Annotated in this window: 13 protein-coding genes and 1 pseudogene; 11 read left to right on the top strand and 3 right to left on the bottom strand. The window is 60.2% G+C overall.

Annotated elements, in window-relative coordinates; translation table 11 throughout:
• Positions 1-12: 12 nt before the first annotated feature.
• Both H9L05_RS00780 and H9L05_RS00775 read right to left on the bottom strand, forming a co-directional pair.
• Positions 13-3039 carry an efflux RND transporter permease subunit gene (locus tag H9L05_RS00780; protein WP_317175054.1) on the bottom strand — a complete coding sequence of 1009 codons (3027 nt, stop codon included), beginning with the start codon at positions 3037-3039 and terminating at the stop codon, positions 13-15.
• A 174-nt stretch (positions 3040-3213) separates the two neighbouring features.
• Complete coding sequence (locus H9L05_RS00775) at positions 3214-3603, bottom strand: hypothetical protein (protein WP_187732629.1); 390 nt, start codon at positions 3601-3603, stop codon at positions 3214-3216.
• Positions 3604-3813: 210 nt separating this feature from the next.
• On the opposite strand from H9L05_RS00775, the gene H9L05_RS00770 reads away from it, so the two are divergent.
• The 3 genes from H9L05_RS00770 to H9L05_RS00765 are packed head-to-tail and all read left to right on the top strand — an operon-like array spanning position 3814 to position 4735.
• Positions 3814-4254, top strand: coding sequence for a response regulator transcription factor (locus H9L05_RS00770; RefSeq protein WP_308422024.1), 441 nt, complete (start codon positions 3814-3816; stop codon positions 4252-4254).
• 4 nt (positions 4255-4258) lie between these two features.
• Positions 4259-4486, top strand: a complete 228-nt coding sequence (locus tag H9L05_RS25620; protein ID WP_308422009.1) for a helix-turn-helix domain-containing protein — start codon at positions 4259-4261, stop codon at positions 4484-4486.
• Positions 4487-4735, top strand: coding sequence for a hypothetical protein (locus H9L05_RS00765; RefSeq protein ID WP_187732628.1), 249 nt, complete (start codon positions 4487-4489; stop codon positions 4733-4735). It abuts the gene before it with no gap.
• Between the two features lie 213 nt (positions 4736-4948).
• On the opposite strand, the gene H9L05_RS00760 is transcribed toward H9L05_RS00765, so the two are convergent.
• Positions 4949-6181, bottom strand: a complete 1233-nt coding sequence (locus H9L05_RS00760) for an alpha/beta hydrolase (protein WP_187732627.1) — start codon at positions 6179-6181, stop codon at positions 4949-4951.
• A gap of 426 nt (positions 6182-6607) precedes the next feature.
• Here H9L05_RS00760 and H9L05_RS00755 point away from each other — a divergent pair, with 426 nt between their 5' ends.
• The 8 genes and pseudogenes from H9L05_RS00755 (at position 6608) to H9L05_RS24580 (ending at position 16505) form a co-directional block, all read left to right on the top strand.
• Positions 6608-7285, top strand: a complete 678-nt coding sequence (locus tag H9L05_RS00755; RefSeq protein WP_187732626.1) for a response regulator transcription factor — start codon at positions 6608-6610, stop codon at positions 7283-7285.
• Positions 7286-7294: 9 nt separating this feature from the next.
• On the top strand, positions 7295-8665 hold the full coding sequence (locus H9L05_RS00750; RefSeq protein WP_187732625.1) for a HAMP domain-containing sensor histidine kinase: 1371 nt from the start codon (positions 7295-7297) through the stop codon (positions 8663-8665).
• Positions 8666-8762: 97 nt separating this feature from the next.
• Positions 8763-9038 (top strand): hypothetical protein, encoded by a 276-nt coding sequence (locus H9L05_RS00745; RefSeq protein WP_187732624.1) that lies wholly within the window; start codon positions 8763-8765, stop codon positions 9036-9038.
• 31 nt (positions 9039-9069) lie between these two features.
• Complete coding sequence (locus H9L05_RS00740) at positions 9070-10239, top strand: efflux RND transporter periplasmic adaptor subunit (RefSeq protein WP_223284647.1); 1170 nt, start codon at positions 9070-9072, stop codon at positions 10237-10239.
• Between the two features lie 49 nt (positions 10240-10288).
• Positions 10289-13451: pseudogene (locus H9L05_RS26620) on the top strand (efflux RND transporter permease subunit).
• 62 nt (positions 13452-13513) lie between these two features.
• Positions 13514-14932: an efflux transporter outer membrane subunit gene (locus tag H9L05_RS00730; RefSeq protein WP_223284646.1), complete on the top strand. Its 1419-nt coding sequence runs from the start codon at positions 13514-13516 to the stop codon at positions 14930-14932.
• A 242-nt stretch (positions 14933-15174) separates the two neighbouring features.
• Complete coding sequence (locus H9L05_RS24585) at positions 15175-15885, top strand: glycoside hydrolase family 28 protein (RefSeq protein ID WP_187732623.1); 711 nt, start codon at positions 15175-15177, stop codon at positions 15883-15885.
• Complete coding sequence (locus H9L05_RS24580) at positions 15858-16505, top strand: glycosyl hydrolase family 28 protein (RefSeq protein WP_187732622.1); 648 nt, start codon at positions 15858-15860, stop codon at positions 16503-16505. The genes H9L05_RS24585 and H9L05_RS24580 overlap by 28 nt, the downstream gene beginning before the upstream one ends.
• Positions 16506-16586: the final 81 nt, after the last annotated feature.

Below are 16586 nucleotides of genomic sequence, written 5' to 3'. Positions count from 1 at the left end.
GGGTGGCCGTAATTAGCCCCCAATGACCACCGTGGCCAGGGGCTTCTGCACTTCCGCGCCAGCCGAGTTGCTCAGGGCCATCGGCAGGAAACCCAGGGAGGCTACGGCCGCCGTGAGCAGCACCGGGCGGAACCGCTCGGCCGTGGCGCGCATGACCCGCTCGCGCACGTTGCGCACGCCGGCCAGCGCCAGCTCGTTGAGGCTGGCCACCAGCACAATACCGTTGAGCACCGCCACCCCAAACAGCGCAATGAAGCCCACGCCGGCCGAAATACTGAAGGGCATATCGCGCAGCCACAAGGCAAGAATGCCGCCGATGGTGGCCAGCGGAATGCCCGTAAAAATTAAAGCGGCTTGCTTGAGGGAGTTGAATGAGAGGTAAAGCAGCAGAAAAATCAGCAGCAGCGAAATGGGCACCACCACACTCAGGCGGGCCTTGGCCTGCTGCAAATTCTCGAACGCTCCGCCGTACTTGACGGTGTAGCCGGGGGGCAATTTCAGACCCTGATCTAGGCGGCCCTGAATTTCCTGCACCAGACTCTGCACGTCGCGGCCGCGCACGTTCACCCCGATGTTGATGCGGCGGCGGGCATCGTCGCGCGAAATCTGGGCGGGGGCGCTGCGGTAGGCTACGGTGGCTACTTCCTCCAGCGGCACTTTTTGCCCCCCAGGCGTATCCACGTACAGGTTGCGCAGGTCGCCCAGGCCCAGCCGGCTCAGGCTGTCGAGGCGGACCACCAGGTCGTAGCGCCGCTCGCCTTCGTACACCTGCCCGGCCACGTCGCCGGCGAAGGAGGCGCGCAGCAGCGTGTTCAGGTCCTGTACGTTCAGGCCGTACTGGGCCAGCTTCTGGCGGTCATACGTCACGCGCAGTTGGGGCAGGGCCGCAATCTGCTCTACCTTCAAATCGCCCACGCCGGCCAGCGGGCGAATGAGGGCGGCGGCCTGGGTGGCTTTTTCGAAGAGCAAAGCCAGGTCGTCGCCGTAAATCTTGATGCTGATGTCCGACTTGGCACCCGAAATTAGCTCGTTGAAGCGCATCTGTATGGGCTGCTGAAACTCCAGGTTCACGCCCGGTACGTCGGCCAAGGCGGCACTCATCTTGTCGGCCAACTCCACCCGCGAGTCGGCCGAAGTCCACTCGCTCTGGTCCTTAAGAATCACAATCTGGTCGGAGTCTTCCATGGCCATTGGGTCAGTGGGAATTTCAGAAGTGCCGATTTTGCCCACTACCTGCTCGATTTCGGGAAAGTTCTTTAGCAGAATCTGCTGCACTTGGGTAGTGGTGGCAATGCTCTGGCTGAGCGAGGAGCCCGGAGCCAGAGTCACGTTCACGGCAAAGTCGCCCTCGTCGAGCTGGGGGATAAATTCGCCCCCCATGCGCGAAAACAGCCAGCCGGTCAGCACCAACAGCCCCACGGCGCCGGCCACCACTGCTCCGCGCAGGCGCAGCGCCCCGGCAATAAGCGGCCGGTAGCCGCGGTACAGCAACTTCATGAGGCGGTCGGCCACGGTGCCTTCCTCCTTGATGTCTTTGCGCAAGGCCCACGCCGACACAGCCGGCACGTAGGTCAGGCACAGCAGCATGGCCCCGATGATGGCGAAGCTCACGGTAAGCGCCATCGGCCGGAACATCTTGCCCTCAATACCGCTCAGCGCCAGAATGGGAAAGTACACGATAAGAATGATGAACTGGCCGAACAAAGCGGAGCGCATCATGCGGGTGGCGGCCGTTTCGGCCACCTGGTCCATGGTTTCGTGCTCCGTCTGGGCGCGGAAGTGAACAATATGGAAAATCATGGCCTCCACGATAATCACGGCCCCGTCCACAATCAGCCCGAAGTCCAGCGCCCCCAGACTCATTAGGTTGGCCGACACGCCAAATGTGCGCATCATGCCCAGCGCAAACAGCATGCACAGCGGTATCATGGAAGCCACCACTAGGCCAGCGCGCAGGTTGCCCAGCAGCAGCAGCAGCACGAGCACCACAATTACGCCACCTTCCAGCAGGTTGGTGCTCACCGTGTGAATGGCTTTGTCGATGAGCTTGGTGCGGTCCAGAAACGGCAGTATTTCCAGGCCCGGCGGCAGGCTTTGCTGAATTTCGGCCACGCGTGCCTTCACGCCCTTAATGGTTTGCTCGGAGCTGGCACCCTTGAGCATGAGCACGATGCCGCCCACGGTTTCGCCCCGGCCGTTGCGGGTCATGGCCCCATAGCGGGCCGAGTGGCCGAAGCGCACGTCGGCCACGTCGCGCACCAGTAGGGGCGCGTTCTGGCTGGCCTGCTTGATGACGATGGTACCAATATCCTGAAGCGAGTTCACGCGGCCCTCGCCCCGGATGAAGTAGGCGTTGGGGCCGCGCTCCAGGTAGCTGCCGCCGGTGTTGGCATTGTTGTTCTGCAAAGCCGCAAACAGCTCGGGCATGGTCACGCCGGCCGCGTTGAGGCGGTCGGGATTTACGCTCACCTCATACTGGCGCACCATGCCGCCGAAGCTGCTCACGTCCACCACGCCGGGCACGCCGGCCAGCTGGCGCTTCACCAGCCAGTCCTGCACGTCGCGCAGCTTGGCCAGCGAGTACTGGTTTTCGTGGCCCTTTTTGACCGCAATAGTATACTGAAAAATCTCGCCCAGGCCGGTGGTAATCGGGGCCATCTGGGGCAGAGTGCCGCCGAGGTCGACCTGGGCGGTGGTTAGCTTTTCGGCCACCAGCTGCCGGGTTTGCAGCGTAGGCACGTCGTCGTCGAATACCACCGTAATCACCGACAGCCCAAAGCGGGAGATGGAGCGGATTTCCGTCACGCCGGGGATAGTGCGCAGCTGCAATTCCAGGGGCACGGTGAGCAGCTGCTCTACTTCCTGGGCGGCCAGGGAGGAGCTTTGGGTAAGCACCTGCACCTGATTGTTGGTCACGTCAGGTATGGCATCAAGCGGCAGGTGTACGAGCGAATAGCCGCCCCAGCCGATGAGGGCCAGCACCAGCAGCACTACAAACAGCTTGTTGTGGATGCTGGCAGCAATAATTTTAGAAAGCATCGGGAAAGGTAAAATGGGCAAATGGGCGGCGCGGCCCCAGCCTCGGCGGGGGCGCAGTAGCTCGGGGCTACTCTTCGAAGCGCTGCCGTCGGCACTCAGCAAAAGAGCCGACAGGCACCATAAAACACCATAATAAAAGAAAGCAGAAACTCGGCACCTTGGCCGGCGAGCGGCTCAGGCGCAGGGCGGCTGCCAGCAGGCCGGCGCGTGGCCACCGGGGTATCGCGGGCTATCGGCGGGGGAGTAAGCCAGCGCGGGCCAGGCGCGGAAGCCTACCACTGGCAGGCATACCAGCAGCGGCCCCGTGCAGATAACGGGCACCGGGGCATAGTGGCCGTCGTGCAGGGGTAAGCCCTGGTGCTCCGGCGTGGGTGCGGCCTGCCCTGGGCGGCCGTAGTGCAGGGCCAGAAACTCGGCGAAAGTGAGGGCCTCGAAGGTAGCCTGGTGCTGACGGTAATGCTCCAGCAAGCGCGGCAGCCGGCCCAGCTCAGCCAGGTCGTGGCGGGGCAGTAAGCCACCGGCCAGGGCCAGCACGCACAGGAGCAGGGCAACGAAAGACTGCATAGCTGGGGGGCAATTCCGGCCGGGCCGGCTAAGTTTCAAGGGGCAAAGAACGCCCCTAAGACTCAAAAGCTGCTTACAAATGCCTTAAGATTTTCTCAAAATGCAGCTTGCACCGGGCCCAACTGCATCTTCGGCTTCGGAATAGCGTTAGGTTCGTAGCTTGGAAACCGGCCGGCCGCGCGTTGTCTCCCGTGCCTACTTACTGCCCAACTGGTATGCGCATTTTACTTACTTGTAGAAGACGAGCCCGGCATTGCCCGTTTCCTCAAGCAAGGCCTGGAGGAGGAAGCCTACGCCGTGGATGTGGCCGATACCGGTCCTGCTGGTCTCGCTCAAGCCCTCGCTCAGCCCTACGACCTGCTGCTGGTGGACTGGATGCTGCCCGGCCTCACGGGCTTGGAAATCTGCCGGCAGCTGCGGGCGGCGCACATAGCTACGCCGCTGATTTTTCTGACTGCCAAAGACACCGTGCAGGATACCATTGCCGGCTTGCAGGCCGGGGCCAATGACTACATCAAAAAGCCGTTCCACTTTGATGAGCTGCTGGAGCGCATCCGGGTGCAGCTGCGCCCGCGGCCGGCCTCTACCGAGCAGTTTGCCGTCGGCCCCATCCGACTGGACGTGGCCACTCATCAGGTGTTCCGGGGGTGATGAAGTGAGCCTGACCCAGAAAGAATTTGCGCTGCTAGAGTATCTGCTGCGCCACAAAGGCAACGTGTGCCGCCGCCAGAGCATCATCGAGAACGTATGGGACATTCGCTTCGAGTACAACACCGGCGTGATTGACGTGTACATGAATGCCCTGCGCAAAAAGCTGCGCCTGAGCAAGGACGAAGATTATCTTCAAACCATTCGCGGCATTGGCTATGTCGCCCGCGACTAGATGGCCCTGACGTTTAAAAGCCGGATTGCCCTGCACTATATGCTAGCTACCGCCGCGCTGGTGGCCGCCGCGTATCTGGTGGTATTTGTTGTGGTGTGTCACCAGGTTTATACCTACCTGGATGCCAACCTGCGCTACGAAGTCGCCAAGCACTTGGGAGAAATTGCCATCACGGGGTCGAAAATCCGCTTTTCCGATAGAGGCGAGTGGGAGGAGCGGGAGCACCAACGCCCGCGAGCACCAGGCTAACTGTCTGACGGGATTGTTGTTGGCCCAAGACTATACCTTGCAGTGGGTGGCCGTCAAGCTTAACCAAGCCCAACTACCGCGCCTACCGCCTTTGCTGGGCTCAGCGGTCCATAAGAGAACTGGCTTACATGTTTCCATTTTAGTTGGAAGCCAGGGAATCAAAGTTCGGATGAAGCCCATGCCATGAGATTCTTCAAAGCATCAACTTTACGGTTATTGATCCAGGCTTTGCAGCCAGGGTAGGGCATTGGCCATCATAGGGCCAATACTGGTCTGGTGCGTACCGCCGGGGATTGGGAAGAAGGCCACATTAGGCGCTCCGGCGGCCTGAAACTGGGCAAAGGTGGAGACGGACGTGGCAAAGAATACGCTCTCATCGTTCGTGCCGTGGTAAAGGCGCGTGGGGCGCTGCGGGGCCCACCCGAAAAAGCTGTTGGCGACCAGCTGTTGCCGCAAGACCACTTCGCCGGTGGGGGCATTAAGGCCGGCGTAAAAGGCGGGGGTAAACAACGTGGCCGGGCTGGTAGTCAGCTCCGCATTGATTTCCTCCCGGGTCTTGGTGCCGTCGAGCAGGGCTGGAATCTTCGCCGCGTACGGGGCCCGAAAGAAGTCGGTCAGGGGGCGGTTCCAGGCGTAAGTCGTGTTGTAGCCTTGTAGAAACAAGGCCAGAAAAGCCGGGTTCACATAGGTGGGCGTCGTGGCAATGCCGGTGAGCATGCCCGGCAGGTCGTAGCCGCCCGCCCCGGCCGCGGCGGCGGTAAGCGGCAGCTGGTGCCGGGGGTTGGTTTCCAGCTCCTGCTGGGCAGCCAGCGTCACGTAGCCGCCTTGGGAGTAGCCAACCAGAAACAGGTGCTGGTTGAGAGGCACTTGCTGCCGCTGCAAGTAGTAGCGGGCGGCTTTCAGCATATCCACGACGGTCGCGGCCGAGCTCTGTTTGTCGTAAAAAGGCTGAACCAGGTGCTGGGACACGCCCAGGCCAATGTAGTCGGGGATGATAGTGACAAAGCCAGCGGAAGCAAACAGTTCCAAGCCACTGAAGGTAGCGGGGAAGTTCGAGGGCGCATCGGCATGACGGAACATGGTGCCGTGCTGGGCGCTGAGCAGGGCCGGTGGGCGGGGGGTATTTAAAGGTATTCCTAGCAAACCCGAGACTTGTAGCAGCTGGCCTTGGTAGGTAGTCTTATAAATAAATTTGTAAAAAGTTACGTCGTAGAGCAGCTGGGGGGCAAAAGCGCCAAAGCCAGCATTGGTCGCTAAGGCTTGAAGCTGGGCCTTAGGCATAGTCACAATCTGGGTGGCCGAGACAAACAGGTCTTGGCCCCGGGAGACGGGAGGACGAGGAATTGGATTTTCTTTCTCCGGATAGAAGTACTGGCAGCTATTCAGGCAACCTAGTAGCAGCAGCACGAGCAGCCGCCAGCGCAGGTAACGGAGGATTGAATTCATGGCAGTAGGCTGAAAGAGAAAGAATGGATATGTGAGGTGCTCATTAGAACCAATAAGGAAAGCGGGAATCTGACACGGGAAGGGGTAGACCCACGTATATCAGGGGTTCCGCTGAATGTGCTATTGAATATCTTCAAAAATTCGTAATAATTATTATTGGTTTTAGAATATTTTTGTCCCAAAAAGGATTTATTTCGACAGAATACCTTGGGCTTAGTATTAGCATCGGTAGTATTGCCTTGACTACCTCCAACGCGCTCCTTTGGCTCCTAATCAGCGGGCTAAAGCAGGAAGCCGGCCCGTACGTACTACATCAGTTCCAAAGTTTGCGGCAGGCCAGTTGTACCAAGGGTTCGACCGGAGCGGCCAGGCATCGGAATAGCAAGACCGGATTAATAGGGAGCGGTTATTCACAACGGATATTAAATGAAAATACTACTCGTGGAGGACGAGCCCAAGTTGGCTTCCTTTGTTAAAAAAGGCTTTGAGAACGAAGGCTACGAGCTGGACGTAGCCTACGACGGGCAGATGGGCCGGTCCCTGTTTCAACAGCATATCTACGAGCTGGTGATTCTGGATGTAAACCTGCCTTATATCAACGGATTTGAGCTGTGCCGCCTCATTCGGGCCGATAACAGCCATTTGCCCGTGCTGATGCTGACGGCCCTGGACAGCCTCGACGATAAAGTCATGGGCTTTGAGGCGGGCGCCGATGACTACCTGGTCAAACCCTTTGCTTTCAAGGAGTTGCTGCTCCGGGCCCGCGCGCTCACCAAGCGCCGCTCCGACGCGGCGGCAATAAAACAGGTGCTGCGCCTGGCCGACCTGGAACTGAACCTAGACGCCAAAACCGTCACCCGCCAGGGCCAGCGCATCGACCTGACTACCCGCGAGTACGCGCTGCTGGAATACCTGCTGCTGAATCGGGGAAAAATCGTGTCGCGGGTGGATATCGCCGAGCGGGTGTGGGAGCTGGATTTTGACACCAATACCAACGTCATTGACGTGTATGTGAGCTACTTGCGTAAGAAGCTGGATCGTGACTTCTCGCCCAAACTTATTCATACCGTTGTGGGTATGGGCTACGTGCTGCGTGAAGGATAGCCCCGGCCCATGCTGATCCGCAACAAACTGATTCTGCGCTTTACCCTGTTGGTGCTGGCCATTCAGCTCAGCTTTTCAGCTTTCGTGTACTATTTCCACGCCGCCTCCCGCGAGCAGCGCTTCACCAATCGCCTCACGGGCAAAGCGGCCCTGTCGGGCCGCATGCTGATTAAGCGGGGCAGCTTGTCGAAAGGGTTTTTCGGGGCTTTCCGGCGGCGCGACCTGCTGACGCTGGTGGGCGAGCAGGTGAGCATCTACGGGCCCGGTGGCCGCTTGCTCTACCTCAGTTCCGATACAATAAGTCAGGCGCAGAACATGCTGTACCTGAGCAGGATTACACCTGAAAAGCCCGTACACTTTGCCACGGGCCGGCGCGAAACGGTGGGCCTGCTTTATGAGCATGAGGGCAGAGCCTACCGGATTTTCACTTCGGGTATTGATGAGTTTGGCTGGGCTCAGCTCGAAAAGCTCCGGCTGATTCTGCTCGTGGGCAACGTGGGGGCACTGGTGCTTATCATTCTGGCGGGTTGGTATTTCGCCGATGAGTCGCTCAAGCCGATTTCGCGGGTGGTGCGGCAGGTGGAAAAAATTACCGCCTCCAGCCTGAGTCAGCGCGTGGATGAAGGCAACCAGCGCGACGAGATTGCACAGTTGGCCATTACGTTTAATCAAATGCTGGCCGGCCTGGAGCAGGCCTTTGAGTCGCAGAAGAGCTTTCTGGCCCACGCTTCCCACCAGCTGCGCACGCCCCTGGCCAACTTATTGGGCACCCTGGAAACCTCCCTCGACTACGACGCGACGCTGGCCGACACCCGCCAGAGCCTACGCTCCGGCATCGAGGAAGTGCGTCACTTGGTCGAGCTTACGAATGGCCTGCTGGCCCTGGCCAAAGCCGATTCGGGCTTGCTGCCCACGGAGCCGGTGCGCCTGGACGAGTGCGTAGCGCAGGCACTGGACTACGCCCGCGCCAAGTGTCCCGACCGCGACCTGCGCCTGGAATTTGGCCCCCTGCCTACCACTGATGCCGACGTATTTATGGTGCCCGGCAACGCTCAGCTACTGACGACGGCTATTTTTAATCTGCTCGATAACGCCTGCAAATACTCCCAAGCTTCCGTGACGGTGAGCCTGGGCTACGCCGACGCACAGACGCTGGAGGTGCGCGTGACGGACACCGGGATCGGTATCGCGCCGCATGAAATCCGCCGGGTATTTGAGCCGCTGTATCGCGCCGCCAACGGTACCGCTCAGCCGGGCTATGGCCTGGGCCTGGCCCTCACCCAGAAGATTGTGCAGCTGCACGGGGGGCAAATTACGCTGGTTTCTGTGCTGAACCAGGGCAGTACGGTCGGTGTGTGGCTGCCGGCTGTGGCGGAATAAGGCCACCAGCCGCCGGCTTTTTAATATCTTCTAATCTGCTTCTCATCTCATTCTAATGTGGTGGGGCCTCCTTTGTACTACACTGGAGCGCATACTCATGCAGAAGAACACCCGCCACCAAGCCCTGACTTACCTCCTGATTGCCACCTTGGTGCTGTCGGCGGGGCTGAACTGCTATCTGCTGAGCTGGCGCACGACCCAGCCCGCAACGCCCGCGCTGACTGAGGAGCCCGACGCCACGGAAACCGCTGCCGAGCTCCAACTCACCCAGCGGCTGCTGGCCCGCTGTCAGGCCGAGCAGCACCGCAAAGACAGCTTGCTGGGGTACATGCCCCCTGCTACCGCCGAGCCGCTGGCCCAGTTCAACGACTAAAAAAAGCCCCCCAACCTTAACCACTACCGCAGTGTATCGCCAACCCAGCCCTTCTTCCTTCACCAACCGCCGGCCGTGGCTTTGCGGGATGCTTGCTCTCCTGCTGGGGGGCTTTTTTGGCTGTGGCACCAAAGGGGAGGGCGGCGCCGTCCTCGTTGAGGAAACCCCGGAGCTGCCCGTTACCCGCCTCGTGGCCCGCGATACGGTGCTGACCCGCGAGTACGTGGCTGATATTCAGGCGGTGCGCAACGTAGAGCTGCGAGCGCGGGTAGCAGGCTTTCTGGAGAAGATTTACGTGGATGAAGGTCAACCCGTGAAGAAAGGGCAGCCCATTTTTAAGATAAACGATGCCGAGTACCGCACCCGGGTAGCCCGCGCCCGCGCCGCGCTGAGCAACGCCACGGCCCAGGCCCGCGTCGCCGACCTAGAGCTGGACCGCGTGCGCATGCTCACGGAGAAGAATATCATCTCCAAAACCGAGCTCGATGTGGCCCAGGCCAAGCTGCGGGCCGCCCAATCGACCATAGCGGAAACCCGCTCTGCGGTAGCCAATGCGTCGCTGATGCTGGACTACACCACCGTGCGTGCTCCGTTTGATGGGGTACTGAACCGGGAACTACTCAAAGTCGGTAGCCTTATTGCCAATGGCACCCTGCTCACTACCGTGTCGGACGCGCGGGAGGTATTTACTTACTTCAACGTGTCGGAGGGAGAGTACCTGGAATACGTGAAAACCCGCCAGCAGGACCCGGCCCGCAGTTCCAACGTGGTGCGCCTGGTATTGGCCGACGGCACGACGTACCCCTCGGCGGGCAAAATCGAAACGGTGGAGGGGCAGTTCAAGTCTAATATCGGCTCCATCGCGTTTCGGGCCCGATTTGACAACCCCACCGGCCTGCTCCGACACGGAGCCACGGGCAAGGTGCGCCTCACCAACACTGTCCCCGATGCCGTGCTGGTGCCCCAAACGGCCGTGTTTGAGGTGCAGGATAAAAACTACGTGTATGTGGTGGATAAGCAGAATACGGTGCACCGCAAAAACTTCGTGCCCCAAACCCGGCTCTCGGCTTTCTACGTTGTGCAGGCGGGTCTGAAGCCCGGCGAGCGGGTCGTCTGCGAAGGCATTCAGGACCTGCGCGATGGGGCTAAAATTGCCCCCCGCCCGGTCACGCTGAGCAGCATGCTGGTGGCCGCGGAGTAAGACGCCGCCCGTCACGCAGATCATTATCCGACCAGAATAACTCATTGCTATGTTCAACATATTCATCCGGCGCCCCGTCCTGTCGCTGGTTATCTCGCTCTTTATCACACTGCTGGGGGTGCTGGCGTTTTTTACCCTGCCCATCACCCAGTTTCCCGACATCGTGCCGCCCTCGGTGGCGGTGAAGGCCAAGTATACCGGCGCCAACGCCGAGGTGTGCGCCAAAGCCGTGGCCACGCCCCTAGAGCGGGCCATCAATGGGGTGCCGGGCATGACTTACATGAGCACCGTGACCACTAACAATGGCACGACGCTTATTCAGGTGTTCTTCGAGGTGGGCACCGACCCCGACATCGCGGCCGTGGCCGTGCAGAACCGCGTGACCACAATCATCGACGAGCTGCCCGAAGAAGTAATCCGGGCCGGCGTAACCACCGAAAAGGAGGTGAACTCCATGCTCATGTACCTGAACGTGGTGAGTGACGACCCCACGGTGGGCGAGAAGTTTATTTACAACTTCGCCGATATCAATGTATTGCAGGAGCTTAAGCGCATCAAGGGCGTGGGGCTGGCCGAGATTCAGGGCTCTCGGGAGTACGCCATGCGGGTCTGGCTCCAGCCCGACCGCATGCTGGCCTACAACGTGTCGACCGAGGAAATCATCGCGGCTATTCAGGCCCAGAACGTGGAGGCTGCCCCGGTCGCACCGGGGAAAGCTCGGGCCAGCAGGCCCAGGTGTTGCAGTACGTGCTGCGCTATACGGGCAAGCTGTTTCGGCCTGAGCAGTACGAAAACGTGGTAATCCGGGCCAATGCCGACGGCTCGGTGCTTCGCCTCAAAGACGTGGCCGACGTGAAGTTCGACGTGCAGACCTACCGGATGCTGTCGAAGTCGGATGGGCGGCCCTCGGCGGCTATCATGCTCAAGCAGCTGCCCGGCTCTAACGCCTCCGAAGTAATTGAAAAGGTTAAGGCCCGCATGGTAGAGTTGAAAGCCACGTCCTTCCCGCCCGGCATGGACTACAACATCAGCTACGACGTGTCGCGCTTCCTCGACGCGAGTATTCACGAGGTGCTACGCACGCTGGTGGAGGCCTTTCTGCTGGTATTCGTGATTGTGTTTCTGTTTTTGCAGGACTGGCGCTCGACGCTTATTCCGGCCCTGGCCGTGCCGGTAGCGCTCATCGGTACGCTGTTTTTTATGCAGATGCTGGGCTTTTCCATCAACCTGCTCACCCTGTTTGCCCTGGTGCTGGCCATCGGTATTGTGGTCGATAACGCCATTGTGGTGGTGGAAGCGGTGCACGCCAAAATGCACGAGGAGCACCTCAGCGCCATGGATGCCACGCTCAAGGCCATGGGCGAAATCAGCGGGGCTATTGTGGCTATCACGCTGGTTATGGCTGCCGTGTTCATTCCGGTTTCCTTCATGGATGGGCCGGTGGGCGTGTTTTACCGCCAGTTTTCGCTGACCCTGGCCATTGCCATTGTTATCTCAGGTGTGAATGCGCTCACGCTCACGCCGGCTTTGTGTGCGCTTCTGCTTAAGCCCGTGGCGGAAGGGGAGGAGCGAAAAGGGCTGCTGGGGGCTTTTTTGCCGGCTTCAACCGCCGCTATGAGTCCTTCGCCGACGGCTACCAGCGCCTGGTGCGCACTCTGGCCGCGCGCCGCCTCGTCACGGTGGGGCTGCTGGTGTTTTTCTTCGCCGCTACCTGGGGCGTCAGCACCATTCTGCCCACCGGCTTTATCCCGACCGAAGATCAGGGCATGATTTACATCAACGTGACGACGCCGCCCGGCGCCACCGTGGAGCGCACCGGTCGCGTGCTCGACGCAGTGCAGCGCGTGGCCCAGAAGCTGGAGCCCGTGGAGTCCGTCTCGACCCTGGCGGGCTTTAGTTTGATGAACGACGTGTCGGGCGCTTCCTACGGCATGGGCATGATCAACCTCAAAGCCTGGGACCAGCGCCGGCAGTCGGTGCAGGAGCTGATGGCGGAGCTCACGGCCAAAACCAAAGGCATCACCGACGCCCAGATTCAGTTCTTTTTGCCCCCCACGGTGCCGGGCTTCGGCAACGCCGGTGGTTTCGAGCTGCGCGTGCTCGACCGCACCGGCCGCGGCGACTTGCAGCAGACGGCCCGCGTAACGCAGGATTTTATTACGGCTCTGAACAAGACACCCGTGGTGGATAATACCTTTTCCGGCTTCGACCCCAGCTTTCCGCAGTACCTGATTCACGTGGACAACGACCTGGCCGCCAAGAAGGGCGTGACCGTGGCGCGGGCCATGCAAACCCTGCAAACCCTGATGGGCTCGTACTACGCCACCAACTTCATTCGCTTCGGGCAGATGTACAAGGTGATGGTGCAGGCCGCCCCCGGCTTCCGCACCAAGCCCGACGATTTGCTGAACCTGTACGTGAAAAACGACCGGGGCGAGATGGTGCCCTTCTCCACTTTTGTGCGCCTGGAGCGCGTGTACGGCCCCGAGCAGCTCACTCGCTACAACATGTACACCTCGGCTCTGCTCAACGGCGACGCGGCCCCCGGCTTCAGCTCCGGCGACGCCATCAGCACCGTGGCCCGCGTGGCCGCCGAAGAGCTGCCCCGCGGCTACACCTACGAGTGGAGCGGCATGACCCGCGAGCAGATCATCTCCGGCAACCAGGCCCTGTACGTGTTCGGCATTGTGCTCGTGTTCGTGTATCTGCTGCTGGCGGCTCAGTACGAGAGCTTTGCTCTGCCGCTGCCGGTGCTGCTGAGCTTGCCCACGGGTATTTTCGGGGCGTTTTTATCCTTGAAATTACTGGGGCTGGAAAACAACATCTACGCCCAGGTGTCGCTGGTGATGCTAGTAGGCTTGCTGGGTAAAAACGCCATTCTCATCATCGAATTTGCCGTGCAGCGCCGCCAGGAAGGTGCTTCTGTGCTCGACGCGGCCGTGGAAGGCGCCCGTTCCCGCCTGCGGCCCATCCTGATGACCTCCTTCGCCTTCGTGGCCGGCCTGATTCCGCTCTGCCTCGCCACCGGAGCGGGCGCGCTGGGCAACCGCTCCATCGGCACAGCGGCGGCGGGCGGCATGCTCATCGGTACCATCTTCGGCGTAATCCTGATTCCGGGCCTGTACGTGCTGTTTTCCCGGGATAAAAAGCCGGCGAAAGAAGAGCCATTATCGGAGCCTGTGCTAATGGAGGCCGAGCCCGCGACTGTTTAATTCTGTTGTATGAATCCGTTGATAGCTTCCAATAAATCATCTTTCTCCGGCCGCACCCGGCAGTGGCTGGCCTTGGCGGCGGGGCTGCTGTTGGTGAGCAGCTGCCAGGTAAGTCAGCCCATTGCCAAGCAGAATTTGCCCCCGCGCCCGCTACGTTTGCCGGCGCCGGCTCCGATACCAGTAGTATTGCCGCCATTCCCTGGCGCCAGTTTTTCGCCGATCCGCGCCTGGTAGGGCTGCTGGACACGGCCCTGCAAGCCAATCCTGATCTGCTCATTGCCCTGCAGCGCGTGGAGGTAGCGCGGGCCAACGTGCGCATCGCGCGCGGCGCATTATTGCCCCGCGTAGATGCGGGCGCCTCCGTCAGCGTCGACCGTTTTCCGCCCAATGGCACCCGCGGCCCCAATACCACCAACGACGGCCGCGCCATTCCTACGCCCACCACCGATTATTTTCTGGGCCTCAGTAGTGCTTGGGAAATAGACATCTGGGGCCGTTTGCGCAGCCGGCGCAAGGCCGCTATTGCGCGTTTGCTGGCCACGGAGCAAGGCCGCCGCCTGGTGCAGACGGCCCTGGTGGCGCAGGTTGCCAGTCTGTACTACGAGCTGCTGGCCCTGGACACCCAGAATGAAGTAATCGGCAAAAACCTGCGCTTGCAGGAGCGGGCCCTGGAAATCGTGAAGCTGCAAAAGCTGGGCGGCCGGGCGACGGAGCTGGCCGTGCAGCAGTTCACGGCTCAGCTGCTGCGTACCCAGAGCCTGCAAGCAGTAGTAAATCAAAGCATCATTAGGGCCGAAAACGAGATAAACCGGCTGCTGGGCCGCTACCCCCAGCCCATCCGGCGCGGGCGCCCCATCCGGGAGCAGGAGCTGCCGGCCGTGGTGGTGGCCGGCTTGCCCTCCACCATGCTCCTGCGTCGCCCCGATGTGCAGCGCGCCGAGCTGGAGCTGGTCGCCACCCGCGCCGACGTGTCTGCCGCCCGCGCCGCCTTCCTGCCCGCCCTCACGCTGTCGCCTTACGTTGGCCTGAATGCCTACAAGTCTTCGCTGCTTTTTGCCACGCCCAGCTCGCTGGCCCTGGGGGCGCTGGCGAATTTATCGGCCCCGCTCCTGAACCGCAATTTCCTCAAAGCCGCTCTCAGCCAGGCCACTGCGCAGCAGCAAGCCGCCTACTACGGCTACCAGCAGGCCGTGCAAACTGGCTTTCAGGAGGTAACCACGAGCCTGCGCGGGGTGGAAAACTACCGCCGCGTGTACGAGCTGCAGGCGCAGGAGGTGGTAGCCCTCACCAAAGCCGTCGAGATTTCCAATGATCTGTACACGGCCAGCTACGCCACCTATCTGGAGGTAATCACGGCCCAGCGGAGCGCCCTAGAAGCAGAGCTTAACTTAGCCAACACCCGCCGGGAGCAATTTCTGCTGCTCATTGAATTATATCGGGCTTTAGGGGGCGGCTGGTCAGCCACTCCGGGAAGCGAGTGAGGGTTGGGCTTCCCATCAGGCTAAAAGTCCCGGCGGGGTGAGCTCTGAACCGGGCACATCGCACGGCACGGGCATAGGGTAGTAAGCTGGGGGGCAAAATTCCCGGGTAGGGTGAGAGTAGGGCCATAGAACTATGCCAGGGGCAGGGGCTCCGCCGGTTTAAATACCGTTAGCAGGTAACTACAGAACGGTACTCCCACGGGGAACCCGCTTCTTTGCCTCATACCTCCTTTTTTCGTCCTATGAAAGTTCTTCTAGCTCTGTTCCCTCTTGTGCTAACCGCTTTCTGGCTGCCTTTTCAGGCTGATACTCCTACCAGCAAAGGAGCCCAACCCAAAGACTACGTCATCACTGAATTTGGGGCGGGCGCTGATAGCACCCAACTCAATACCGAAGCCATTCAGCGCGCCATCGATAAAGCTAATGCCGATGGCGGCGGTACGGTGGTGATTCCCCGGGGGGTGTTTTTGAGCGGGGCGCTGTTTTTCAAGCCCCGTACCCATCTACGGTTGCTGGCCGGTGCCAAGCTCAAGGGCTCCGATGACATTGCCCATTACCCCCTGATTCCTTCGCGCATGGAGGGCCAAAGCCAGGATTATTACGCGGCGCTCGTCAATGCCTACAAGGTCAACGGCTTCCGGATAACGGGCCCGGGCACCATCGACGGCAACGGACTGCGGTTCTGGAAAGCGTTCTGGGCGCACCGGGACTCCATGCGGCAACTTGGCAAGTCGTCTACCAACCTGGAAGTGCACCGGCCCCGCCTGCTCTTTATCTGGGGCTCTGATAACGTGACCATCAAAGACGTGAAGATGCGCAATGCCGGCTTCTGGACCACCCACCTCTACCAGTGCAACAACGTGCTGATCGAGGGCTGCGACATTCGCTCGCCGTTCCGGCCGGTGAAGGCCCCAGCACCGATGGCGTGGACATCGACGTGTGCAAGAAAGTAACCATCCGCAACTGCTATATCTCGGTTAATGATGATGGCATCGTCATGAAGGGCGGCAAAGGCCCTAATGCTCATAAGCTCCCCGAAAATGGCCCCATTGAAGATGTGCTGATCGAGAACGTCACCTTTGGGGAAGTACACGCGGCCGTCACTATGGGTAGTGAATGCATTCACGCCAACCGCATCACCGTGCGCAACTGCAAAGTAGACAACGACCGGCCGCTCTTGCTTTTCAAAATGCGCCCCGATACCTATCAGGTGTACGAAAATATTACCATCGACAACGTGACCGGCCGCTGCGGCACCATCGTCACGCTCTCGCCCTGGACGCAGTTTTTCAATATGGCGGGCAGCACCGAAAAGCCCTTTGGCATCATCCGCAACATCACTATCTCCAATGTTAAGGTGAAAACCAAGCAGTTTGCGGTGCTGAATGGCAACCCGGGTGATAAAGTGTCGAACATCACCTTCAAAAACGTGGACGCAACGGCTGAAACGGCTGCCTTTCCGAACAAGTATTCAGATGTGAAATTTCAGAATGTTACCCTCAATGGAGTGCCGCTTAAAGCTTCACAAGCTGTTCAGGAAGGTCCGGTAGTGAAACCCCTGAAGCCGGATTAAAGAATCGTAAAATAAACCCGCACCAAGCCTCGCATTGCGCGGGACTTGGTGCGGGTTTACTTGTTAATCTTAGTTCGTCCG

Source organism: Hymenobacter qilianensis (genome assembly GCF_014489555.1).
GTDB lineage: Bacteria > Bacteroidota > Bacteroidia > Cytophagales > Hymenobacteraceae > Hymenobacter > Hymenobacter qilianensis.
Note: the sequence above shows the minus strand (reverse complement) of the source record. Positions and strands in the feature narration are given on the sequence as shown.

Excerpts from the sequence above, each read along its gene's own strand:
- H9L05_RS00780 (WP_317175054.1), bottom strand. The coding sequence starts at position 3,039 with ATGCTTTCTAAAATTATTGCTGCCAGCATCCACAACAAGCTGTTTGTA.
- H9L05_RS00775 (WP_187732629.1), bottom strand. The coding sequence starts at position 3,603 with ATGCAGTCTTTCGTTGCCCTGCTCCTGTGCGTGCTGGCCCTGGCCGGT.
- H9L05_RS00765 (WP_187732628.1), top strand. The coding sequence starts at position 4,487 with ATGGCCCTGACGTTTAAAAGCCGGATTGCCCTGCACTATATGCTAGCT.
- H9L05_RS00760 (WP_187732627.1), bottom strand. The coding sequence starts at position 6,181 with ATGAATTCAATCCTCCGTTACCTGCGCTGGCGGCTGCTCGTGCTGCTG.
- H9L05_RS00755 (WP_187732626.1), top strand. The coding sequence starts at position 6,608 with ATGAAAATACTACTCGTGGAGGACGAGCCCAAGTTGGCTTCCTTTGTT.
- H9L05_RS00750 (WP_187732625.1), top strand. The coding sequence starts at position 7,295 with ATGCTGATCCGCAACAAACTGATTCTGCGCTTTACCCTGTTGGTGCTG.
- H9L05_RS00745 (WP_187732624.1), top strand. The coding sequence starts at position 8,763 with ATGCAGAAGAACACCCGCCACCAAGCCCTGACTTACCTCCTGATTGCC.
- H9L05_RS24585 (WP_187732623.1), top strand. The coding sequence starts at position 15,175 with ATGAAAGTTCTTCTAGCTCTGTTCCCTCTTGTGCTAACCGCTTTCTGG.